Genomic DNA, 22,408 nt, shown 5'->3' with positions numbered 1-22,408 from the left:
TGGCTGAGGTCGGCCTCGTAGCCGAAGTCGAAGCGGAAGCGGAAGCCGTAGTCGAAGCGGAAGCTGGGGGTGTGGTCGTTCGGGCGAGCTCGGACAGTTCGTCGAGGTCGTACAGGGCGCGCCGCGCGGTTCCGTAACGGGTGATCTTGCCGCGCCGGGCCCACTGGCGGATCGTGACCTCCCGGACGCCGAGGACGAGTGCCGCCAGTTCGGTGGGCACGCGCCGGGCGCGGGCGCTCACGCCGCCTCCCGCAGGGCGAGCCACTGACGTGGGGTCAGGACGTGACCCGCGGCGCAGACGGGCCCGCGCAGCAGCAGGCCCTCGCCGCCCCGCCGGGGCAGGAACACCTCGGCCGTGCAGCCCGGTTCGACGCACTGTCCGAGAGGTACGAGGTCGGCCGCCGGAGCGGTGTTCTCCCGCCGCAGTCCCGCCGCCGCCCGCGCCATCCCGTCGGCGAACGTGCCGGCCTCCGGGCGGGTCACCAGCCAGCCGACGTGGCGGCCGAGGAAGGCGGCCATGTCGGCCACCGTCCGGCGCGGCGGTGCGGCGTCCGTCACCTCGTCCACCACGAGCCGGGACCAGGCGGACAGCTCGGTGACCACGCCGCGGCGGGCCTCCAGGGCCGCGGACCGCACCGGCAGAGCCGCTTCCCGGCTGCCGGTGATGCGCTGCGCGGGAGCACCACCGGAAGGCTGGCCCACCTCGGACTCGCTGTGTCCGTGCAGCTCCGGCAGCGCGGCCAGGTCACGCACCACGGCCCGTCGGCACAGGCCGCACAGGCGGCTGCCGGGCTCGGCGCGCCGTCCGCGCGGGCGGGCGGTGTCGCCGTCCGCTCTGCGGCAGCGCGTCGAGGTGCACGGGGACGTTTCGTCGGCCACGGCCAACTCCTAGCGTTTTCGGTGTCGGTGAACAAGAAAGCGCCGCACGAGGCGGCGCTTCGGGAAGAGGTGACGAGCCGCCGTGCGGCGCGAACGGGCTTGTGGGACCCGGCGGTACGGAGAGCGTCCGGAAGAAGACATACGGGCTCGGGAAAGAGCGTTACACGGCTGCCTTGCGGCCACAAGGGCCGACCGCCTCCGCGGCCGAACTACCCGTCTACTTGGGCAAGTCCGTCGCAGCGGTCCCGGCACAGGGGCCGCAGCTGCCTGACGCGGGGCCACTGCCCTGTCGCACGGGCGCCGTGACCACCCGGCATGAGTGCTGTGTCCGTGGCGGTCCCGGCAGTGCCGTACCCGTGGCAACCCCGGCGCGCCGCTGCCACCTTGGTACCGACGCTGTGCCGTGTCGGCCCGGCCGCCGTGGTCGACTTCGCTGTTGGATCGACGTGTTGAAGCGGATGCGGATCGAATAGGAGTGGACGCGTGCCGGGGCGGGCCTTCCGCCTGTCGTACGGCGTTCCGTGGCGGATGGTGCAGGACCTGCTCGGTCACGCCAGCTGGAGACCATAAAGGCGGCGTACCGGGCCCCGACCCGCTTGGCACTTCACTACCGGGGCCGGCCGCTTGTTACTCTTTCCGATCATGCGAGCCCTCTTCCCAGGATCCTTCGACCCTGTCACTCAAGGGCACCAGGACGTACTCCGGCGCGCTGCCCTCCTGTTCGACGAGGTCATCGTGTGCGTGATGTTCAATGCGAACAAGACCGGCCGCTTCCCCATAACCGAACGGCTGGACCGGCTCCGCGTGGCAGCGACTGACTTGAGCAACGTCAAGGTCGACTCCCACACCGGCGGCCTGCTGGTCGACTACTGCCGCCGGGCCGGAATCGATGTCGTCATCCGCGGAGTCCGTGGCGTTCGCGACCTGGACTACGAAATGCCGATGGCCCGCATGAACCACGAGCTGGCGGGAGTCGAAACGTTCTTCATGGCTGCCGACCCCGCCCTGGCCCACATCTCCTCCACCCTCGTCACCGCGATGAGTCAACAAGACCGGGTCCCGAATGGTGATTTGAGCGAGCGTCTTCCAGTAGGTGAGGCGGCAGCGAGGGTGAGAAAGGCCTCGAATAAGTTGCCCCGGAGGCGAGATGACGTGCTGACGCCGGCCGCAGGACTGGAGCCAGGCAACCCCTCGCGATGACCGTGCTCGCCTCGCCCCGGCCAAACCGCTCTGCCGCCCGGAGCTGTAACTCCTCACGGGTCAGAGGCCGTTCGGCGGTCCAACCGCCACCTTCTGCATTCAGCATGCTTCCGTGATGCCGCGGAAGTCACGAACCGTCAGCCTTCTACGACACCGCGAGTTCACCGTCAGTAACGGACGAGCAGGGGGCCGTACTGGAGCCGCAGGTCGCCGCGATCAACGACCGGCTGTGACACCCCGTAACAGGTCCTTAGCTGCCTACCTCGGCAAACGCCTTGATCCCGCGAAGGGTGGCCTCCATTCCGGCGCGCAGTTCCTTCATCCGGAGGGTAATGATCGCCTCCTCCCGATTCGGCCAGCGATCGAGGGCCAGCGTGACTCCGCTGCGGCCCGGCCCGATGAGAGCCGACTGTCGCAGCCGGGTCCCCCCGCCCTCGGCCTCGAGTTCGTAGGACCAGGACGCCATGGATTTCGCCGGATCCAACGTCGGTTCTCCGTATCGGCCGTCCGCATCCGTGACGACCCAGGCGAACACCCGCTGTTCGTCCAGCTCGACCACGTGGGAGATGGTTCGCCACTCGCCGAGTTGCTGGTGATGGTTGTAGCCCTCGAAGCACGCACCTACCAGAGGCCGTTCCGCGCCATCGAGCCAAGCGACGCGCTGTAGTTCCGGGCTGAGCAGGGCAGGCAGACGAATGTCGGTCACCAGCTCCCAGACCCGCGACACGTCTGCCTCGACATGAACATCGCAGTGCACGCTCGGGCCATCAGCAAATCGCATGTCGCCCCCAATGTCAGACTCCGGAATTGTCCACGGCCTTGATCCACTTTCGCAACAGGCCTTTTAGGCCACGACAGCGGCCGATTGCCCACCATCTCAGCGCTGGTCAGCCTTCCACGCCGACAAGCTCGAACCCTTCGCCGGTCCGGATCCGTACGAAGTCACCGGACGGTTGTCGCAAGGGCCCTGCAACGATCTTCTGACCGAGACCTCCAGTCGCGGGTGCTTCGACGCCCTTCTGGCGGGCAACCCCGACGTTGCCTGGATCACCGTCGGCAGGCCGGTGCGCGGCGTCGAGCAGCGCCCCGTTGTCGATCTGCCCTGGGTGCTCGCCAAGCGGTCCGACGACCCGCTCGCAGCCCGGCCGCGCATCGATACCTCGGGCCTCAGGGGGCATCCGCCTCGTCCGTGACCAGGGCTGCTTCCAACACGCCGGGCTTGGCAGTGAAGTCGCCCGTGGCCCGGCGCCGGGGACCGGGACTGGGAGTTGGGGGTCCGGGTGGGCCCGGCAGGGACCTGCTTGGGTTCCGCTCCGGACCTGCCCGGGTCCCGTCCCCGGTCCAGTCCACGTCCGTCCTACGCGGGCTGCGGAACAGGTACGCCCAGCACACGATCGCGCAGCACGGGAAACTCCTCGCGGGTCCGGAGGACCAGGCCCGGGTCCAGTTCCACCCGCAGCGCCTGCTCCCCGGCACCCGCCTCGGCTACCACCTCGCCCCACGGGTCGACGACCACGCTGTACCCGGCCTGTTCCACCCCGGCATGCGTGCCCGCGGTGTTGCAGGCCAGTACGTACGCCTGTGACTCCACCGCGCGGGCGCGCGCCAGCAGCGACCAATGGGAGCGCCGCCGCGCGGGCCACCCGGCCGGGACGACCAGAAGATCGGCGCCCACGTCGACGAGCAGCCGGAACTGCTCGGGGAAGCGCAGGTCGTAACAGGTTGCCAGGCCGGCGGTCAGCCCGGTGCCGGTCAGCGGGGCGGTGACGACCTCCTGCCCGGCTGTCATCAGGGCGGCCTCACCGCGGTCGAAGCCGAAGCGGTGAATCTTCCGGTACGTGCCGTGCAGGCCACCGTCGGGCCCGAAGAGCAGCGAGGTGTTGTGAAGCGCCCCGTCCGGGCTCCGCTCGACGATCGAACCGGCGTGCAGCCACACCCCGGCATCCTTGGCCGCCGCCCCCATGGCCGCGGCCGTCGAGCCTGCCAGCGGCTCCGCGTGAGCGTCGAACCGCTCGAAGTCGAAGGCGCCGACGGGCCACAGCTCGGGCAACACCACCAGATCCGCATCGCGCTCGGCCCGGACCAGGTCCGCGACACGCTCGCGGCGGGCGCCGACCGTCTCGCCGGGGTCTACATCGATCTGAAGGAGCGCCGCGCGCACCGTCGTACCGTTCATGGTGGATTCCGTTTCCGTGTGAGGCGTCATGTCATCAGCGCAGGTGGGAGGCGCCGTTGAGGTCGAGCACGGCTCCGCCGGCCCACTCCGCCCGGTCGGAGGCCAGCCAGGCCACGGCCGCGGCGATGTCCGAGGGGTCCGCCACCCGCCCGTACGGGCTCTGCCCGCGGATGGCGTCGCCGTCGGGTCCGGTGAGCAGGGGCTCGGCCAGCTCCGTCGCGACGAAGCCGGGTGCCACGGCGGTGACCGTGACGCCGTGCGGGGCGAGGGACTGTGCGAGCGACTGGGTCAGGGCGTGCACGGCCGCCTTGCTCGCCCCGTAGGCGGGGGCGTCCGGCTCGCCCCGATAGGCGCCGCGGGAGCCGATGTTGATGATCCTGGCGCCGCGAGGGCCTTGCGGACGGTGCATCAGGTGATCGACCAGGCACCAGGTGAGCTGGGCGCGGCCATGCAGGTTGACGTCGATGATGCGTCGCCAAGAGGCCTGCCAGTCGGCGTACGAAGTCCCGGTGACGGGCTGTTCGGCGTAGATCCCGGCGTTGTTCACCAGCACGTCGACGGTGCCCAGAGCGGTCACGGCCGCCGCCAGCACCGCCGCGGCCTGGTCGGGGTCGGCGAGGTCGCCTGACACGACGGTGTGACCGTCGCCGGGCAGCGCGTCCGCCACGGCCCGCGCGGCGGAGGTGTCCGAGTGGCAGTGCACGGCCACGGCATGACCGGCGGCGGCCAGTTCGGCGGCGACGGCGGCTCCGATGCCGCGGGAGGCACCGGTGACGAGCGCGTGGCGTCGGGCGGTGGTCAAGGGGACGCTCCTTCATGTGGCGGGTGCGACGGGGGAGTCCGGCAGGCGGGCAGGCGGGCAGGCGGGCCGGCGGGGAGAGCGAGGGTGCCGGGGGCGCGTCGTGGTGGGGCGGGGGAGGGTCGGTGGTTCGGGTGGTTCGGGTGGTGCGGGTTGGCAGGGCTGTAACCAACAGGTCGTATCGAAAAGGTAGTTGGGTGTGGCAGGGCAGCAGTCGAGGCGTCAGAGCGACCCATCTGACTTCCGGGCGTGGGAGCCGTCCGCGGTGAGGGCGCTGTTCTCGGCGGAGCAGCCACCTCCCGTCAGGGCGGAGCTTCCGGTGAGGGGAGAGTCTCCCGCGAGGGAGGAGCTTCCGGTGAGGGGAGAGTCTCCCGTGAGGGCGGCGTGGAGCCCGCCGCAGGTCAGGAACGCCCACAGCGCCCGCAACTCCTGCGACGCGCTGCCGCCTGCTGCCCCGGACCGCACCGATGCCTCGGCGCCGGCCATCAGATAGGCCACCAGCAGTTCCATGTCCCGCAGATCCCTGTCGCAGGGAACCTGGATCCCGTCGGTCTCGGAGCGGGCCCGCTCCAGCAGGTCCCGCAGGACGCGGACCCACCCGGCGGGCCGCTGCGCCGGGCCGGCCGTCTGCTCCTGTGCCAGGCGTCCGGCCGCCCGAACGGTGACGTCCCGCTCCAGCAGCCGGGCCAGCTCCATCGTCAGGTCGATGACCACTTGGACGCCAGGGCGCGGTACGGCGGCGATGGTGCCGAGGGCGGCGAGAGTGGCCGCGTCGCCGGCGGCGCGTACGGCTTCCGCGAGGTCGCACTTGGTGGGGAAGTGGAAGGTCAGCGCGCCCATGGTGGTGCCGGCCGTCCCGCAGATCCGTGAGAGGGAGGTCCCGGCGTACCCGTGCCGGTCGAACTCCGCGGCGGCGGCGGCGATCAGTGCGTGGCGGGTCTGTTCGGCCCGCAACTGTCTCACCACGCCGGGACCTCCGCGCCACGACAGAGCCGTTCCCGCGTGACGGGGGTTGCCTGCGGGAGAGAAGGAGGGGGAGGGGGAGGGGTCCGCTGTTCTCGACCGGGCTGCACGGTTCCTCCGGGCTGCTAGAAGGCGTTGCGCCGGTCGGGCCTGAGCGGCCCGGGGCGTCCGGTGCCGGGCGCCGCGTGGTGGAGGAGACGGTTTCGGCGGCACCCGGGCCGCCACCGGCTGCTCGGCCACGTACGTACCGGCTGTCGGTGGGACGGGCGCGGTGCTCCTCGGCCCTCTTCCGGCAGTGATCCGGGGCCGCCGGACCGGCGGCTCTCCCGGACCGGGCAACACGATTACGGTGCTTGCTTCGGTGTTTCGGTGCCCCGGAGCCTATCGGCGAGCGGAGCCGGTGCCGCCCCGCTCGCGTACCTGCCGAACGACTTTGGCACCTTGCGCGCATCCGTCGTACGACGCCCGCGCATCGCTCACGCGGCCGCCAGGTGAACGCGGTACCAGGACGCGGACTCGGCGAGACGGGCCAGCGGGCCGGGGCCGGCCGGGCAGCCGGTGATCCCCCAGATCTCCTCGCTGCCGTACCAGTGGTCGCGGGCCAGCAGCGAGAACTGACGCTCGCTCATGCTCCCGGGCACCTGACGTAGCCGCCGCAGACAGTTCTCCCAGGTCCAGTCGGCGGTGACGGGGTCCAGCAGGCCGCGTTCCGTCAGCGCGGCCATCAGGTCGCGGTTGCTGACGGGCACCGGGTGGCTCGCGTGGTGCACCGCCGGGCCCGCCGGGGTGCCGGTTTCCGCGAGCGTGACGATCAGCCGGGCCAGGTCCTTGACGTCGATCACCGACAGCAGCCCGCTGCCGCCGTCCCAGTGGGCGGGGACCCTGGAGCGCAGTTCCGACAGGGCCGGCACCACCCAGCGGTCACCGGCGCCGAGGACGAGTCCGGGCCGGAGCACGACCGCCCCCGCCTCCAGAGCGAGGCGCTCCCCGGCGAGCCGGGTGACGCTGGCCGGGGATACGGGGGCGGGTCGGATTTCGTCCACCGCGATGCCCCGGTGCGGGCCAGGCCCGTAGACCGCGGCGGTGGACAGGTGCACGATCCGTGCGACGCCGGCGCGCCGGGCCTCGTCCAGCAGCGTCCGGGTGCCATGCACGTTGACGGCCTCGCACGCCTCCGGGCTGCCGGAGACGCGGGAGGCGAGGTGGACCAGTACATCTACTCCGCGCGCCACGCCGCGCAGTGACGCCGGGTCGGACAGGTCCCCCGGCACCCAGGACAGGCCGGGCGGCGTGTCCGCGTCGCCCGGCGGAGCCGCCCGCGCGAGGGCGCGGACGCTGATGTCGCGCCCACCGGCACGCTCGCGCAGCACACTACGCAGGACCTCGGATCCGACGAAGCCGGTGGCGCCGGTGAGCAGCACTTCGAGGGGTTTCACGCCGGGGGCTCCGTCTTGGCGGCGTCAGAGCCAGTGTCGGTGTCGGCGGCGGCCGTCGCGGATGTGATGCCGCTGTACAGGGACAGGTCCAGCTCCGCGATGACCTCGGGCGGGGCCAGCGCCGGCAGCAGACATCGCCACATCGAGGCGATCCGCTCGGGCAGGTCGGCCCGGCCGGTGGAGATCTGGGACATGATCTGTGTGCCGGTGTAGGCGCCCACCAGCACCCGGGCGAACTCCGCCTCCTGGACGTCCGGCAGGATCTGCCCCATCTCGCGGGCCCGCTCCAGCTCCTGGCGGAACTGGTCTGCCCACCACTCGTAGATCGCGTAGTCCTGGAGCTCGGTCGCTCCCTGCTCCACGGCGAGCCGTACGCCCGCCCGGAAGAGGATGTTGCTCTGCATCTCGACCGCCAGGTAGGCGGTCATGTCCAGGAGTTGCTGGAGGCCGCCTCCGCCTTCCGGAAGCCGCAGGTCCGCGGCCTGTTCCAGGATGACCGCGCGCGCCAGTTCCTCCTTGGACTTGAAGTGGAAGTACATGGCTCCGGTCGTGGCGCCGGCCCGGTCGAGGATCTTGTTGATGCTCGCGCCGGAGTACCCGACTTCGTCGAAGACCTCGGCCGCCGCGCGCACGAGTGCTCCCCGGGTCCTGACCGCACGCTCCTGCTGACGCGCCATCAATTGATCTCCTGATCCACTCGACAAACAAAAAGAACGACCTCTATGTTATTCGAGCCGGGCCCGAGAGACCAAACGGGACCGGCATTCCGTCCGTGCTGAACCCAGGGGGAGATTCAGTCATGCCGTCGAACACTGTCCGGGAACACGTCACCACCGCTGTCCGGGACCACGTCACCGCCGCCGTCCAGGAAAGTGGCGCCTCTGCTGTCGGGGAACACGCCACCGGCTCGCTCGCACCTGTACCGCAGAACTACACGCACAAGACGAGGCCGGAGGAGGTGCTGCTTCGCGCATGGGAGCGCACCGGCCCGGACGCCTTCACCATCACCGCCCGATGGCCCCGCGACCACGGCTTCTACCGCACCCGCCACGGCCTGCTCGACCCGATGCTGCTGAGCGAGACGATCCGCCAGACCCTGCCACTGCTCTCTCACGGTGCCTACGCCGTGCCGCTCGGCCACCAGCTCCTGTGGCAGGACCTCGACTGGCACCTCGTGGACCCGGCCCCGGAGATACCCGCCGGCCCCGTTGACATGCGCTCGGGCCTGGAATCCGGCACCGAAGAACTCATCGCACCGCGCGTGTCGGACTCAGGTCCCGAGGGGCTTGTCGCACTGCGCGCGGGTTCGGAATCCGGTCCCGAGGCGCCTGTTGCCCTGCGCACGGGTTCGGATCCCGGTCCCGCCCTCGTCGAACTGCGCATCACCTGCCCGAAGGTCACCTACCGCCGCGACCGCGCCTCCTCGATAGCCCTGGCCGTCGAGGTCCTGCGCGACGGCGCCCCGTTCGCCACCGCGCACTCCCGCTTCACCATCCAGGACCGCGCCGTCTACGAGCGTCTGCGCGGCCGGTACGCCGACATCGGCGCCGTCCGTGTTCTGCCGCTGTCGCCCCCGGCGTCCCCGCGCCCCGTGGGCAGGGACGGCTTCGAGGACGTGGTGCTGTCTCCGACGCACACTCCCGACCGCTGGCAACTGCGGACGGACACCACCCACCCGATCCTGTTCGACCACCCGGTCGACCACGCCCCCGGCATGCTGCTGCTCGAGGCGGCACGCCAGGCTGCCCAGGCACTGGCCCACCCCACGCCCACCGTCGCCGTCGGGATGGAGTCCGTCTTCTCTCGCTACGCGGAACTCGACGCCCCGTGCTGGATCCTGGCCGACGCCTTGCCGGCCGACGCCCTCGGCCGTACCCGTGTCCGCGTCACCGCCCGCCAGGACGACCGCGACATCTTCAGCTCAACCGTCACCCTGGCTCCGGTCTCCGTCCACTCGTAGTCGCGTCCGGTTCCGCCGGCGACATTCGCGGATCTCCTGGTAGCGCCGCTCCGCGGCGGGCCTGAACCACGAGTGCACTCCACCGGTTGTTCGCAGGCGCCGGCGTTCGTCGGGTGAGAATGTCTGCGCGGAGGCGTCCACAGCCCCCGCGCAGACACTCATCCTGACCGACGCGTTGTTCTTGCGTTCGAAGCTGGACAGCATTCCGAGGATGAACGCCCTTGCCGTCGCCCGCGGTTCCATTCGGCGAAACCTGCCCGCGATACGGGCCATGGCCTGGTCGAACATCGCCTGCGAGCGGGCCACGTCCATGCTGCGGCCCGCGGCCATCGGACGATCCTCAGGAGTCCCCACAACCCCTGCTGATCACGCGTTGGCCGTTCTCATACTCACCCGGGCCCGGCGCAAAATCGCGAGGGCCGACCGGATGGGGATGGCGCTCTCGCCCGAGGCGGTTGATCCACCTGGCAATCCCTTTGTGCGGCCCAGCAGTTCACCCTTAGCGTGCAAGCCCATAGGAACGGTGCGCCAGGGCAGCGCGCCACACGAATGAGGAGCCACTGCCATGGGAACCATGGTCTCGGTCAGGGGCTGGCTTCAGTGTGACGAAGGACAGCTGGCCCAGATCAAGGAGATCGTGGAAGCGGACGATCCGGAGCGCACCTACAGCGGGGGCTGGGCCTTCCCCGCCCGGCAGTACAACTACGTCAGGTGGGCCTTCTACGGGGGCGACATCCGCGCGGTGTCCCTCGACTGGTTCGAGGAGAGGTTGCGCCAGATCGCCCAGATCCCGGCCTCCTACCCGGATGACGAGTACGACGAGAGGCCCCGGGGGCTGTTTCTGGTCAGCCACGACGTCGACGGCATGAGCGAGTGGAGGGTCCACAACGGCGGCCTGGTGATCGGCCTCCCGGATGGGGACTACCACTACCTCGACGCCTAGCTCGATCACGAAATCACACTGGAGTGCTGGGCCAGGAGGGTGACTCGCATTTGCCGGGACTAGACGATCAAGAGCCGGTTCGCGCCCTCTGCACCCCGGCTACCGCCCCTCCCGCCGCGCCCGGTCGGCGGGTGTGCGGGGACGTGCGACGACGTCAGCTTGAAAGGCCCGTGCCGCGTCAGCCGCAGGATCCGGAATGGTGCCGTCGTCGTATCGGCTGTGGTTCCGACGCCAAGACTGTCCCCTACGACTTGCGTATCGCCCTCGCAAGCCCCCGCAGCACCCGTCGCTCTACGCCAGGTCGAGGCAGGGCTGTCGGCGCCGGGCCATAGCCACAGCACCTTGAGTGTCGTCCGCGCAGCAACCCTCGACTTCGCGTCCGTCAAGGGTGCGGCTGGCTGCATAATGCGGCACTCGGTACAGAGGAAGAGGAATCCGGTGACCCGTCGCACCAACACGTCCTGCCTGGGCGTGGCCGTCAAGGGCTATCTGCTGCTGAACCTGTGGATCACCGTCGGCTACACCCTGGCACTGCCGGTCACCCTGCCCGACCTGATGGCGTCGCAGAAACCGCCGTTGCATGTGCAGGGCCCGGTGCAGTACACGGTCCTCTACGGCATACCCGTCGTCGCCGCCGCGGGCGTGGCCTTGTTCGCGAACCGTCGGCGGCGCCGCCCCCGATGGGTCTTCCTCGCCCGTGCGGCAGCGGTGCTGGTGCTCGGTCAGATCGCCGCCCACTGGGCCGCGGTCCGGTTCGACGCGCCCGAGTGGAGCGCGCGCGCCATGGCGCAGTGCGGTGCGGCGGGGCTCACGGCGTACCTGTGCCTGCTGGCGGTGCGCTTGTGGGACAACGGCGGCCTCAACTCGGGAAAGCGCCGCCCGGGCCCGGGTGAGATCTGGCACGCTGTGGTGCCGTTCCGGGACACCGATGGCCGCAAGGAACGCTACTGCGTGGTCATGAGCAACCGTCGCCACCACGCGGAAGTCCTCAAGATCACCAGCCAGAACAAGGACCGTCGCGACGACCACATCCGTATGCCGGGCGACGGCTGGGACTTCACGGGCAAGGACCACTGGGTCGAGATCGGTCTCCAGCCGCTCAAGGTGCCCTACCAGGACTTCACCGACGGCCGCCCCAAAGGCCGTTGTCCCCGGCCGGTCTGGCGTCGGCTGCGGGACGGGCGCCCTGTAGCCACCGGGTCCGGCACACCGACCGCGTGGTCCCGTGTCATGCAGTACCTCGGGTGACGCGGTCGGGTCTTCGAGCCCGGCGAAGGCTGTCCGGCCCGCCATGATCTGCACCCGCCTGCCCCATCCCACCATCCCCTCTATCCCGCCCAGCCAGCTCTGGTTGTTCTCTCGTCGATGCTTTCGCTTCGCGCTCGGCGTGCGGCGCGGGCCCGGCTCACCGTCCGTGGTCGGCTTCCAGGTCCCTGCCCCCGCGGTCGCTGACCTCGGCCGGTGCCGGGGTTCGAGGAGCCGTGCCTGCTGTGCCCGCGACGCCTGACGCGACTGCCGCGCCCGCTGTGTCCGCTCGGACCGGGCGGCTTCGAAGGACATGGCGGAGCAGGGCCAGGCCGGCGAGGACCGCGACCAGTACGCACACCCCGTTCCAGCCGAAGGCGGTGTACGCGCGGACGCCGAGCCACGAGCCGGCGCTTCCGCCCAGGAACGCGCAAGTCATGTAAGCGGTGTTGAGGCGGGCGCGAGCCTCGGGGCGCAGGGCGAAGATGCGGGCCTGGTTGGCCACCTGGCCCGACTGCACGGCGACGTCGAGCAGCAGCATGCCCGCTCCCAGGCCGACGAGTCCGACGACCCCGCCCAGGCTTCCGGTCAGCAGGAGCACCCCCGCCGCGACGGCTCCGATCATGCATACGAGGTTCACGGCGTCCGGACCGTCCCGATCGCTGCGCCGGCCCGCGACCGGGGTGGCGAACATGCCGGCCGCGCCCACGAGGGCGATGATGCCGACCGCCGGAGTGCCCAGCTCGTACCGGGGGCCGGTGACGAACAGGGCGAGCGCGGTCCAGGCGGCGCTGAACGCGGCGAACGCGAGTACCTGGTACTGGCACGAACGACGCAACAGCGATTCGGTACGCAACAGTTGGACGGAGGACGCGAGCAGTTTCGAGTAGGGCTGACTGGTGCTCGGCGTGGTGCGGGGTAATGCCACCGCCATCACGAGGGCGAGAACCAGGGCCAGGCCAGCGGCGACCAGGAAGGGGGCGCGCCAGCCGAGCCATTGTCCGAGGGTCCCGGAGAACGTGCGGGCGAGCAGAATGCCGCCGAGCAGGCCGGAGAGCAGGGTGCCTGTCACGGCGCCGCGCCGTTGCGGGGAGGTCAGCCCCGCGGTCATGGGGATGAGGATCTGCGGGACCACCGTCGTCAGACCGATCAGAGTGCCGGCGACGGCCAGGACGGTGAGGGAGGAGGCCGTTCCGGCCAGGACGAGTCCCGCGCAGGTGATGAGCAGCAGGGCGGTGACGAGGCCGCGGTGGCGCAGCCGGTCGCCGAGCGGCACCACCAGGAAGATGCCTGCCGCGTAGCCGAGTTGGGCGCAGGTGACCACGAGGGCCGCGGAGGCGGAGGTCACGTCCAGGTCTTCGGCGATCAGCGGGCTGACGGCCTGCGGGAAGTAGACGTTGGCCACCGCGATGCCGCAGGCGATGGAGAGAAGCAGGATCAGCGGCCGGCCAGGGGCCGGAGGAGTGGCAGGGGAAGGGCTGTCAGGGCTGTCGGACATCACGCGCACCTCGGCCATGGAAGGGGCGGAAAGTGGAAGGGCGGAAGGGAGAAGGAAGAGGACCGGACAGGCATGTCTGTGTGGAACCTGTTTAACCGGTTCCCGCAACGTACCAGTTAAACCGGTTCCGCAGTAGGGTGGTTGTCATGGCTCCCACTTCCGAACCGGCGACCGCTCGATTCCGCAGCGGTGCGGGCCGGCTGTGCCTCGACTTCATGCGCACCCTGCGGCTGCGCGGCACGGACGACGCCACCGAGGAACTGGCCACCGCTCAGGATCTGGCCGACTGGGTCGCCCAGTTGGGGCCCTATCCCGCCGACGTGGTCATCCCGGTTCCGATGGCGGCCGTCCTCGACCGGGCGCGGGCACTGCGCGAAGCGGTCCATGTGCTGCTGACGGTGGCTCGTGGCGACGGCGGTACGGCCGCCTGTCCTCCGGCGGAACGCGAGCTGTTGAACACGGCCGCCGCGGGAGCGACACCGGTGCCGCGGCTCGACGAAACGGGCACGGCGATGTGCGGAGCCGAGGATCCTGTCGGCGCGGTGCTTGCGGACATCGCGCGCGATGCCATCACGCTGGCCACGTCCCCCGCCCTGGCCCAGGTGCGCGCCTGCTCCGGACCTCACTGCGCCGCCTGGTTCCTGGACACGTCCCGTCCCGGCAACCGGCGTTGGTGCTCGATGGAGACATGCGGAAACAAGTCGAAGAAGAGCACCTGGCGCACCAAGCAGGTGACCGCACCAAGTACGTGACCGGCGCGAAGCACGTGAGCGGCACGAAGCACGTGACCGCGCCCAGCTCACTTGACAGCCGTCACGGCAGGCGACCGCACCCAGCGGCATACGGCAATCTGCGCAGTTGCGGAACGCCGGCGATCGCCAGTACGAGAATGGTGGCGCCGAGCAGCCCGCCGATCACCGGCGTTGCCCTCGAAGGGGGAATTGGCGCCCCAGCCCGGCAGGTTGGCCGAAGATGGAGGCGTGCCAGGTGACGAGGGCGAAATCGCTCTGAGCAAACAAGACCTTCGTGAGGTCACCGCGTTCGCGGCGGCGTGCGCGGAAGCGGTGCTCGAGGTGTTCGAGACGGATCGGCCGGACGACACACGGCCTCGAGACGCCATCAGCGCCGCGTGGGAGTTCGCCCGGGGCGGCGAGCGGGGGAAGCTCTTGCGCGACACCGCGTGGGCAGCCCTCAAGGCGGCCAAGAGCGCGGACACCGAGGCGGCGCGGGAGGCCGCTCGGGCGGCGATGTCCGCGGCAGGCGCCGCCTACTTGCATCCGCTGGCCAAGGCGACCCAGGTCAAGCACATTCTCGGAGCAGGAGCTCACGCGGCCAGAGCAGCCGAACTCGGCGCAGGACACGATCCGGGCATCGGCGCCGAACATGTGGAGCAGGCTGCGCATCGTGCGACGCGCGTCGTGGTGGAAGTGCTCGAACGCTTTCCGGCGGCGCCGGAGGGTGGCGGACGGGTGGGTGAACTGACGCGTCTGCTGGACGTTCACCTTCGTTCGCACCTCCATCGCTGAACAACTGTCAACGTCCTTACGAAGCCTTTTCGTTGATGATGGCCGGCGGTAACGGACCGGTCCGGCACCGACCCGGCGTCGCCCAGGGACGCATGCGATGCCGGGTCGGGTGGGCCTGGGGCCCATCTATTTTTTACTCAGGCATTTGATGCGCCGCCGCAACCGGCGGTCGGCATACGGTGCGGGAACGGCCCGGACTTCGCCCTTCGCGCGCTCGGTGATTTCCGGTCAACCTCTGGATTTGATCGCGAGTTCAGCCAACCATCTGCGGCCTGGCGGAGCAAGCAACATGTGAGCCTCGTTCGCCCTGGCGATCCGGACTCGCCCACTCAGCCCTATCTTTTTCGGCCATGCGGGCTTTGATGCGAGCCGATGAATCCGATGGTGAGCCGTCACCAAATCTCGAGGTCGGGCCGATCCGGCCATCTGTATGCCGGCTGCGTACATTTGCTATCCCATGGCCAAAGCTTTACGCGGGCGCTCGGGACCGATGCGGTCCGTTCGGCGCGAGTTGCGACTCGCTTGCCTTCCATGCCTCGTATTCGTGGCGCCATGAGTGCATTTTTGCCACCCGTTGACAAAGGGCACTTTCTGGCGCAGGGTCGTGATCACGCCGCCGTCTGTCCTGACGGCGGCATCATGGGGGATGGGGATCCGTGGTGTCTTTCCGTATGGACGGAAAACTCTCGACCGTCAAGGTTGCGCCCTTTGTTGGCCTTTCTGGCAGCGGCGCCTGGAGTCCGGTCCTTCTGTCCGCCCAGTGAGTCGGCTGACACCGCCAGATGTGACACGTTCCGGACCGGCAGCCCCGGAGGCCTGAAATATTCGTCGGCGACAGCACCGAAGGGACTTCCCTTCGGCGTGCCCGTACGCATTCTGCGGAGCGCCCCGAATAATCGGTCGACACCTTCATGTGTTCTCCGCAAGGCTCAAGTTCCTGTGCGTCGGAAACGGTCGTACGTGCCTGCCGCAAACCGAGGGCCGGACCGTTTCCGTGGATTCGACGCGTCATGATGCGCTGTTCGTGTCGTGACGAGAGACAGCAGGTTGGGGGACGAGAGTGACCAGGAGAAGACGAATGCGCCGCTTAACCGTTGCGGCTGTTCCCGTGGCAGGCGGTGTGCTCGCGGCCGGCGGTGGCGGTCGCGGTTCACCGGGGAGGGGGACGGGGGCGGGGTGGTCGGCCGGACGGCAGTCTTGCCGCACCCTGCGTCTCGGCCGCAGCGACCCATGCAGCCTCCATCGTCGTATCGGCCTCCCTGTCCATCGAGAACCACCTGCTGAAACGCGACTGGTAAGCGCAGATCCGCTGCGCATCGAAACTCCTCGTCCGGCAGCGCTTGAAGCGCTGAGGCCGGCATCTCCCGGCCGGAATGGCGCCGACCGCCCTGCGAGCGGAAAGTCGCGAGTGATGCCTCGCGGCTCGCGAACGCGGGCATCTGATTTCACTCCCGCGCTCTCCCGTCCGGCGTAGGGCGGAATCCAGGAATCTGGGCGGAATCCGGACGGACTCCGGACGCCTTCCGTGTCCCGCCGACTGCTCCATGAGCCCGCCATCGGCGCGAACAGCTGAACTCTTCTCTCCCCGGTGGTGAGGCGTGCCGCCGCTGCGACATGCCGTCGGCGAGGACGAAAACCGGTCAGCGCCTGATTTCGCCTCTGCGCGAAACATCGGCCTTCTCCGTTTTTCCGCCCGTCCCGAAGTCCGCCACCCCGTAACCCGTAACTGGAAATCCGTGGGTCATAGCTCGTAACCCATGACCCACAACCAATAACCCTTGACCTTAAGGAGCATGACCACCCCATGGCCGACGAGATGGTGCTGCGCGCCCAGAAATTCGTCAACAGCGTCTACGGCAGCAGGATCGGCGTCACCGTCAACGAGGACGGGAAGACGGGCTGGCCCGTCATGTACGCCCTCACCAGGGCTCTCCAGTACGAACTGGGAATCGCCACCCTGTCCAACACATTCGGACCGGGCACACTGTCGACGCTCGCCTCCAAGTACCCGAAACTGAACGCCTCCACGATGCCCTCGGCGGATTTCTGCCGGATCATTCAGTCCGCCATGTACTGCAAGGGCTACGACGGCGGTGACATCGACGGCACGTACAACTCCCGTGTACAGTCCGGGATTTCCAGCATGAAGGTCGACATGGGGGTCAACGTGGCCTTCCCCGGTGGTGACTTGACGCCCAAGGTGTTCAAGGCCCTGCTGAACATGGACGCCTACGTGACCGTCAACTCCGGGACGGACTCGATACGCAGCGTGCAGCGGTGGATGAACGGCCGCTACGTGAACCGCGCGGACTACTTCATCGTCCCCTGCGACGGCCACAACTCGCGCGACGTCTCCAAGTCGATGCTCTTCGCCATCCAGTACGAACTCGGCATGGCCGACGGTACGGCGAACGGCGTCTTCGGCCCGGGCACCCAGAACGGCCTCAAGAGCCACGCCGTGGCGAGCGGTACCACCGGCACCTGGGCGCTGCTCTTCTCCGGTGCCATGATCCTCAACCAACGCGCGGTGGCCTTCGGCGACTTCACCGCGGACACGCAGGCCGCGGTCAGGACCTTCCAGTCGTTCGCGAAGCTCCCCGTGTCCGGAGCCGGTGACTTCTCGACCTGGGCCTCGCTCCTCGTCTCGTACGGCGACCAGACCCGCAAGGGCGAGGCCTGCGACGGGGTCACCAAGATCACGGCCGCCCGGGCGGCAGCCCTGAAGGCCGACGGCGTCAAGTACGTAGGCCGCTACCTGACGAACCCGAGCACCACGTCCCTGCCCGAGAAGGCGATCCAGCCCGGCGAGCTCCAGGCCATCGCCGACAACGGCCTGCGCTGTTACCCGATTTACCAGACCTACGCCCGCGACGCCTCCAGCTTCAGCTACCCGGCCGGTCGTGCCGCCGGCCAGGCTGCGGTCAACGCCGCCCTCGACCACGGCTTCAAGTCCGGTGCGCGGATCTTCTTCGCCGTCGACTTCGACGCGCTCGACGCGGACATCACCAGCAACGTCCTGCCACACTTCAAGGGCATCCAGGACGCCATCACCGACGACGGCAACCGCTTCAGGATCGGGGTGTACGGGCCGCGCAACGTTTGTACGCGCGTCGCCGAAGCGGGTCACACCTCCGCCTCGTTCGTCTCCGACATGTCGTCCGGCTTCTCCGGGAACTTCGGCTACCCCCTGCCGCCCGACTGGGCCTACGACCAGATCGTGACCCGTACCGTCGGCTCCGGCGACGGCAAGATCGAGATCGACAACAACGTCGCCTCGGGCCTCGACATCGGCGAGAACTCCTTCAACAAGCCGCGCGGGATGCTTCCCGACGTCCTGTTCGACGGCAATTTCCTCAACGCCCTGCACGACGACATCGGCAAGTACATGCAGTCGATCGGCTTCCCCGACGACGGCGGCAACAAGATCTTCACCCACACCCAGTGCTTCGAGACGATCCTCGCCAACGACCCGGTGGTCACGGCCCAGTCGACCCGGTACGGCATGCGCAAGGCGCTGATCCAGACGTCGGCGTACTGGGAGATGCGCCACTACGACATCGTCGACCAGGGCGTGGACGCGGCCGTCGCCTACTACCACACCGGCATCGGCGGGGGTATGACGCCGATTCGGGACTCGTCCACGGGCATCGCCCAGATCAGCGGCGAGGTCGGAATCCGTGCCTGGAACCACTGCATCAACAAGGGTTACGTCTCCGGCACCATTCTCGACCCCGCCAAGGACGACGACATCTGGACCATGTGGCAGAAGGTCAACAAGGACAACGCCTTCAGCCTTCAGACCGTGTCGCTCATCCACCTGTGGGACGCGGAGGGCAAGGAAGGGGGCCACAACCCCCCGGGCGGCGAGACGGTCCTGCGCTCCATGCGCCTCGACTACACCGAGACGGAGATCTTCGAGGTGCTGCGGCGCTACCAGGGCTGGGGAGACGAGGCGGTGGCCCACGCGACCAAGCGCATGGGGCTGTACCAGGTCTTCGAGAAGTACAACGGCATCATCCGGAACCAGTGACCTCCAAGCGGTTAGCGAGACTCCATGAACAACGATCAGCCCAGCCTGGCCGTGATCCTGCCGATCATCCTCATCGGTTTGATCGTCGCGGTGACGTTGGCGGTGTACGGCGCCAGTTCACTGGCCCGGCGCGGCATCCGGCGCGCGAGCCTGGGCGTCCGGCTGCGCGCCGGCGCGGCCCTGGCCGGGGCGGCGGCGGCCCTGATGTACGCCTGGGGCGCGGTCCATCTGGTCCGGGACGAGACGATGACGACCCAGGCGTGCCGGGACGCGGTGCCCGCGGCGCAGGCGGCACACGTCTCCGGCGTCGACGTCTCCCTCGTACCGCTGCACCTGAACTGCCATGTGACCGGGGACGGTTCGTACGCGGCCGCCGTCCCGCAGTACGTCAACCCCGCCGTGCTGGGGCTGGCGCTGATCGCTCTCGTTCTCGGAGTCTTCGCGGCCCTTGAATCCGAGCGGCGATCCAGGACCGACTTCACGAAAGAGGACATCAGTTGAACACCCCTCAGCTGTCACGCCGTACGTTCTTGACCCGAACCGCGGTGATCACCACCGCCGCGCTCGCAGCGTCCCTGCCCGCCTCCCAGTTCCTCACTTCTCCGGCCTACGCCGCCGACCGTGGCCCCGACCCGGTGAAGGTCCGGGAAGCCGTCCGCAGAGCGAAGGCCCGGGACAAACGCGTCCAGACCGGCAAGCCTTCGCGCAACGGCTGGGAGATGGAGCGGGGCGCCGACGAAGGTGGCAATGTCTTCACCCGGCCCGTCCCCGGCACCCCGCTGGCCGGTGTCGCCGTGCGCATGGGCGAGGTGGAGACCTTACTCGTCCATGTCGTCCGGCGTTTCCACTACGAGATCGACGCCCTGCACAAGGGCGACGTGGTGGGCTGGCGCTCTCCCGGCACGGTCCGCAAGGGCCTGGCGGAATCCAACCAGGCGTCCGGCACCGCGGTGCAGATCCGCCCGGGGCACTACCCGAGCGGGGCCCGGGGCGGCTTCTTCCCCCAGCAGGAACTGGTCGTCCGCGACATCCTCGCCGACCTCGAAGGCATCGTCCGCTGGGGCGGCGACGACTCCAAGCCGGACGAATCCCTCTTCTACATCGACGTCGTACCTGGCGACGAGCGCCTGACCCGCGTCGCGGACAAGGTGAGGACGTGGAACTACACCCCGGGCAGGGGTTCCGGCGTCGTGGTCGATCCGCTTCTCCCCAATCGCCGTTCCGCGGCCAAGCGCCTCGCCGCACGGCAGGCATGACGGAAGCCGGCAGCCGGCCGCAGGCCAGGACCTCCGGGTCCGGTCCAGCTTCGAACCCTCCGCGGCGGCCACACCTCGGCTGACACTCACCGCAGGCCACGACCGTCCCGGATGTCCGTACGGCGTGCGACGCCCGCACGGCCCGTGGCCCACAACCCATGTGGGCCACGGGTCGGCCAGGGGTCCGCCATGGAATGCCGCCGAACCGGCTCGACGACTCGGGCGGCCCGTCCTGCGACGCAGGTGCGGAACTGATCGACATCGGCTCCGACGCCGTTCCGTTCCGTGCCGGTCCAGGTGTGCGATAAGGTCGATCTTGAACTGGTCGGCGGAAGTCGTACCGGTCGGTGATGCGTCGGTGGTCCAAGGAAAGACGTCCCGCTTCCTGTGGGGAAATGCAGGTGCAAGGCCTGCCCGGCGCTCTGTGGAGACCCTGTCCCGTGTTGTGCGGGGCAGGGTCTCTTTCTGTCTGCGGCCGGGCTCCCGTGGCCGGTCCTGGCCAGGGTGGTTCCCGGCGCCACCCCCTACGGGTGGCGATCGAGCTGGCGCCCGTGCGAGTGAACGTGATTTCCCCCGGCTGGGTGGACACCCCCCTCTGGGACCAGCTCGGCATGGACAAACAGGCCGTCTTCGCCGAACTGGCCGAGCGACTCCCGGCTTGCCGTGTCGGCAACCCCGATGACGTCGCGCAGGCGTTCCTCGCGTTGATGCGCAACGGATTCATCACCGGAACCGTGCTGCACGTCGACGGGGGACATCGCATCACCTGATCCGGGACGCGGAGACCGGCCCCGCGTTCGTCGCGGGTGCGGGTGGAAGCCGCCCACCGATCATCGACCCTCGCCGTCAGCCGTCAGCCGTCAGCCGTCAGCCGTCAGCCGTCAGCCGTCAGCCGTCAGCCATCGGCGTGAGCCGTCAGTTGTCAGTCGGCCGCGGGCTGCGGCCCGATCCGGCCGGCAGTCGCCTGGCGCCACGGCCAATCGGATACCGGCTTCCAGGGCGCCCGTCCGTGTGTCATTGTTCTACTTGAATGCGAACAACGATGTGAGGGGGACTCAGTTGACCATCATCCGCAGGTGCGCCCTGGCGGCCGGTCCGTTCGTCGTGGCCACCGCTGCCTACGCCGCCGTCTTCCGGGCGAACCACGAACGGCTGCTCGTACGGATGGCCACCCACTTCTCCATGGACGGCACGGCGGACGGCTTCATGAGCCGGCATGCCGCGTTGTCGTCCGGAGTCGGTCTGATCGTCGGCGTCGGCCTGCTGTTCACCGTCCTCGCCGCGGTGGCCAGGAAGAGCTCGGGAGTGCGGGTGACCGTCGCGGTCGGCGCCGGAACGGCGGTCCTCCTCGGCTACGCGCTGATCGCCACGGTCGTAGCGAACACCGGTGTCCACGACCCGGCCGACGCACGGCTGCCCATGTGGCAAGTGGCCGTGCTGCTGCTCATCATCGGAGTGGCCACCGGCGCGCTGGCATGGTGGCTGGGGAGGACCGCGCCGCGATCCGCGACCGCCCCGGTGCTCCCCTCGCTGCCGCTCGCCGAGGGCGAGATGGCGGCCTGGAGTCGTACCGTCATCACCCGAGCACTCCTGCTCCCGGCCGCCGCGGTCACGCTCGGCGGCCTCGTCACCGCGGTGTTCGGCCCCTGGCAGGCGGGACTGCCCCTGGTCGCCCTCGGCCTGGCCTGCGCACCGATAGCCGCCGTACGCGTCACCGTCGACCGGCGCGGACTCACGATCGCCTCGACCTTCCTGCCACGGCCCCGGCTAGCCCTGCCCCTGGACGGCATCGTCGACGCCGGCAGCGCGCAGATCGACGCCATGGGAGACTTCGGCGGCTGGGGATACCGGATCCTTCCGCACCGGCGGGGCGTGGTGCTGCGCTCGGGGGAGGCACTCTCGGTCCGTACGGTGAAAGGACGCGAATACGTGGTCACCGTCGACGACGCGACGACCGCGGCCGCACTGCTCAACGGTCTGGTGAACCGTCAAGCGGGGGAGCGTGCGCGGGGATGCTGATCCGTGTCCAGCCAGGCTCGCCCGTACCGCTGGGCGAGCAGATCGCCGCCTGCGTACGAGGGGCGATCGCCGACGGCAGCGCGGCCCCGGGGGAGCGGCTGCCGCCCGCCCGCCAGGTCGCCGAATCGCTGAACGTCAACGTGCACACGGTTCTCCGCGGATACCAGCGGCTTCGTGACGAGGGACTGATCGAGCTGCGACGCGGCCGGGGCGCGGTGGTCACCACCGCCCCCGGCATCGCGAATCACGCCCGGCTCACCGAATCCGTGCACGACCTCGTCACCCAGGCCCGCGAACTCGGCCTCACCGACGAGGAATTGATCGCCCTGGTACACAACGGCCTGGGCGGCGCACCCGCCTCCACGCCACCCACCCACCTCGGACAGTGATTCCTAATGTGGTCTGTCAAGCCGCGCGTGCAGTGGGTGGCGTGGCTTCATACGTTCGTCCATCGCGGAGGAGGGCCCAGAGGACGTTG

Annotated in this window: 20 protein-coding genes; 12 read left to right on the top strand and 8 right to left on the bottom strand. The window is 69.4% G+C overall.

Going from position 1 to position 22,408, the window contains the following annotated elements; all coding sequences use genetic code 11:
* Positions 1-237: 237 nt before the first annotated feature.
* Positions 238-879, bottom strand: coding sequence for a hypothetical protein (locus ABZV42_RS33685; protein WP_355984158.1), 642 nt, complete (start codon positions 877-879; stop codon positions 238-240).
* 642 nt (positions 880-1,521) lie between these two features.
* Here ABZV42_RS33685 and coaD point away from each other — a divergent pair.
* On the top strand, positions 1,522-2,079 hold the full coding sequence (gene coaD / locus ABZV42_RS33680; RefSeq protein ID WP_355984157.1) for a pantetheine-phosphate adenylyltransferase: 558 nt from the start codon (positions 1,522-1,524) through the stop codon (positions 2,077-2,079).
* 250 nt (positions 2,080-2,329) lie between these two features.
* Here the strand turns inward: coaD and ABZV42_RS33675 are convergent, their stop codons facing one another.
* From ABZV42_RS33675 to ABZV42_RS33650, 6 genes are all read right to left on the bottom strand, one after another.
* A complete protein-coding gene (locus tag ABZV42_RS33675) occupies positions 2,330-2,860 on the bottom strand; it encodes an SRPBCC family protein (protein ID WP_355984156.1) in 531 nt (176 codons plus the stop codon).
* A gap of 576 nt (positions 2,861-3,436) precedes the next feature.
* Entirely contained in the window at positions 3,437-4,240 is an 804-nt protein-coding gene (locus ABZV42_RS33670; protein ID WP_355984249.1) for a carbon-nitrogen family hydrolase, read from the bottom strand.
* A gap of 49 nt (positions 4,241-4,289) precedes the next feature.
* Positions 4,290-5,057 carry an SDR family NAD(P)-dependent oxidoreductase gene (locus tag ABZV42_RS33665; RefSeq protein WP_355984155.1) on the bottom strand — a complete coding sequence of 256 codons (768 nt, stop codon included), beginning with the start codon at positions 5,055-5,057 and terminating at the stop codon, positions 4,290-4,292.
* Positions 5,058-5,276: 219 nt separating this feature from the next.
* On the bottom strand, positions 5,277-6,020 hold the full coding sequence (locus ABZV42_RS33660) for a TetR family transcriptional regulator (protein ID WP_355984154.1): 744 nt from the start codon (positions 6,018-6,020) through the stop codon (positions 5,277-5,279).
* A 473-nt stretch (positions 6,021-6,493) separates the two neighbouring features.
* A complete protein-coding gene (locus ABZV42_RS33655; protein ID WP_355984153.1) occupies positions 6,494-7,453 on the bottom strand; it encodes an NAD-dependent epimerase/dehydratase family protein in 960 nt (319 codons plus the stop codon).
* Positions 7,450-8,130: a ScbR family autoregulator-binding transcription factor gene (locus tag ABZV42_RS33650; protein WP_356055207.1), complete on the bottom strand. Its 681-nt coding sequence runs from the start codon at positions 8,128-8,130 to the stop codon at positions 7,450-7,452. Before ABZV42_RS33650 ends, ABZV42_RS33655 begins: the two co-directional genes overlap by 4 nt.
* Before the next feature lie 122 nt (positions 8,131-8,252).
* Between ABZV42_RS33650 and ABZV42_RS33645 the strand changes: the two genes are divergently transcribed.
* The 3 genes from ABZV42_RS33645 to ABZV42_RS33635 all read left to right on the top strand — a co-directional run bounded on the left by ABZV42_RS33645 (position 8,253) and on the right by ABZV42_RS33635 (position 11,604).
* Entirely contained in the window at positions 8,253-9,413 is a 1,161-nt protein-coding gene (locus ABZV42_RS33645; RefSeq protein WP_355984151.1) for a ScbA/BarX family gamma-butyrolactone biosynthesis protein, read from the top strand.
* A gap of 565 nt (positions 9,414-9,978) precedes the next feature.
* A complete protein-coding gene (locus tag ABZV42_RS33640; protein ID WP_355984150.1) occupies positions 9,979-10,356 on the top strand; it encodes a hypothetical protein in 378 nt (125 codons plus the stop codon).
* Positions 10,357-10,794: 438 nt separating this feature from the next.
* Entirely contained in the window at positions 10,795-11,604 is an 810-nt protein-coding gene (locus tag ABZV42_RS33635; RefSeq protein WP_355984149.1) for a hypothetical protein, read from the top strand.
* Positions 11,605-11,761: 157 nt separating this feature from the next.
* Here the strand turns inward: ABZV42_RS33635 and ABZV42_RS33630 are convergent, their stop codons facing one another.
* On the bottom strand, positions 11,762-13,099 hold the full coding sequence (locus ABZV42_RS33630; RefSeq protein ID WP_355984148.1) for an MFS transporter: 1,338 nt from the start codon (positions 13,097-13,099) through the stop codon (positions 11,762-11,764).
* 146 nt (positions 13,100-13,245) lie between these two features.
* Here ABZV42_RS33630 and ABZV42_RS33625 point away from each other — a divergent pair, with 146 nt between their 5' ends.
* The 8 genes from ABZV42_RS33625 to ABZV42_RS33590 all read left to right on the top strand — a co-directional run bounded on the left by ABZV42_RS33625 (position 13,246) and on the right by ABZV42_RS33590 (position 22,319).
* On the top strand, positions 13,246-13,851 hold the full coding sequence (locus ABZV42_RS33625) for an ABATE domain-containing protein (protein WP_355984147.1): 606 nt from the start codon (positions 13,246-13,248) through the stop codon (positions 13,849-13,851).
* Positions 13,852-14,079: 228 nt separating this feature from the next.
* The gene (locus tag ABZV42_RS33620) at positions 14,080-14,625 is read left to right on the top strand and encodes a putative immunity protein (protein WP_355984146.1); all 546 of its coding nucleotides are present in this window, start codon (positions 14,080-14,082) and stop codon (positions 14,623-14,625) included.
* Between the two features lie 1,804 nt (positions 14,626-16,429).
* On the top strand, positions 16,430-18,655 hold the full coding sequence (locus ABZV42_RS33615; RefSeq protein WP_356055205.1) for a glycoside hydrolase domain-containing protein: 2,226 nt from the start codon (positions 16,430-16,432) through the stop codon (positions 18,653-18,655).
* Between the two features lie 24 nt (positions 18,656-18,679).
* Complete coding sequence (locus ABZV42_RS33610; protein WP_355984145.1) at positions 18,680-19,156, top strand: hypothetical protein; 477 nt, start codon at positions 18,680-18,682, stop codon at positions 19,154-19,156.
* Entirely contained in the window at positions 19,153-19,911 is a 759-nt protein-coding gene (locus ABZV42_RS33605) for a twin-arginine translocation signal domain-containing protein (protein WP_356055203.1), read from the top strand. Before ABZV42_RS33610 ends, ABZV42_RS33605 begins: the two co-directional genes overlap by 4 nt.
* 530 nt (positions 19,912-20,441) lie before the next feature.
* Positions 20,442-20,681: an SDR family oxidoreductase gene (locus tag ABZV42_RS33600; RefSeq protein ID WP_355984143.1), complete on the top strand. Its 240-nt coding sequence runs from the start codon at positions 20,442-20,444 to the stop codon at positions 20,679-20,681.
* Between the two features lie 289 nt (positions 20,682-20,970).
* Positions 20,971-21,930 (top strand): hypothetical protein, encoded by a 960-nt coding sequence (locus tag ABZV42_RS33595; protein WP_355984142.1) that lies wholly within the window; start codon positions 20,971-20,973, stop codon positions 21,928-21,930.
* A complete protein-coding gene (locus ABZV42_RS33590) occupies positions 21,924-22,319 on the top strand; it encodes a GntR family transcriptional regulator (RefSeq protein ID WP_355984141.1) in 396 nt (131 codons plus the stop codon). The genes ABZV42_RS33595 and ABZV42_RS33590 overlap by 7 nt, the downstream gene beginning before the upstream one ends.
* Positions 22,320-22,408 lie beyond the last annotated feature (89 nt).

It is taken from the genome of Streptomyces sp. NPDC005281, from assembly GCF_040607495.1.
Lineage (GTDB): Bacteria > Actinomycetota > Actinomycetes > Streptomycetales > Streptomycetaceae > Streptomyces.
Note: the sequence above shows the minus strand (reverse complement) of the source record. Positions and strands in the feature narration are given on the sequence as shown.

Bases quoted from the DNA above. Each gene is read 5' to 3' on its own strand.
- coaD (WP_355984157.1), top strand. From the start codon at position 1,522: ATGCGAGCCCTCTTCCCAGGATCCTTCGACCCTGTCACTCAAGGGCAC.
- ABZV42_RS33675 (WP_355984156.1), bottom strand. From the start codon at position 2,860: ATGCGATTTGCTGATGGCCCGAGCGTGCACTGCGATGTTCATGTCGAG.
- ABZV42_RS33650 (WP_356055207.1), bottom strand. From the start codon at position 8,130: ATGGCGCGTCAGCAGGAGCGTGCGGTCAGGACCCGGGGAGCACTCGTG.
- ABZV42_RS33645 (WP_355984151.1), top strand. From the start codon at position 8,253: ATGCCGTCGAACACTGTCCGGGAACACGTCACCACCGCTGTCCGGGAC.
- ABZV42_RS33640 (WP_355984150.1), top strand. From the start codon at position 9,979: ATGGGAACCATGGTCTCGGTCAGGGGCTGGCTTCAGTGTGACGAAGGA.
- ABZV42_RS33630 (WP_355984148.1), bottom strand. From the start codon at position 13,099: ATGTCCGACAGCCCTGACAGCCCTTCCCCTGCCACTCCTCCGGCCCCT.
- ABZV42_RS33625 (WP_355984147.1), top strand. From the start codon at position 13,246: ATGGCTCCCACTTCCGAACCGGCGACCGCTCGATTCCGCAGCGGTGCG.
- ABZV42_RS33615 (WP_356055205.1), top strand. From the start codon at position 16,430: ATGGCCGACGAGATGGTGCTGCGCGCCCAGAAATTCGTCAACAGCGTC.
- ABZV42_RS33610 (WP_355984145.1), top strand. From the start codon at position 18,680: ATGAACAACGATCAGCCCAGCCTGGCCGTGATCCTGCCGATCATCCTC.
- ABZV42_RS33590 (WP_355984141.1), top strand. From the start codon at position 21,924: ATGCTGATCCGTGTCCAGCCAGGCTCGCCCGTACCGCTGGGCGAGCAG.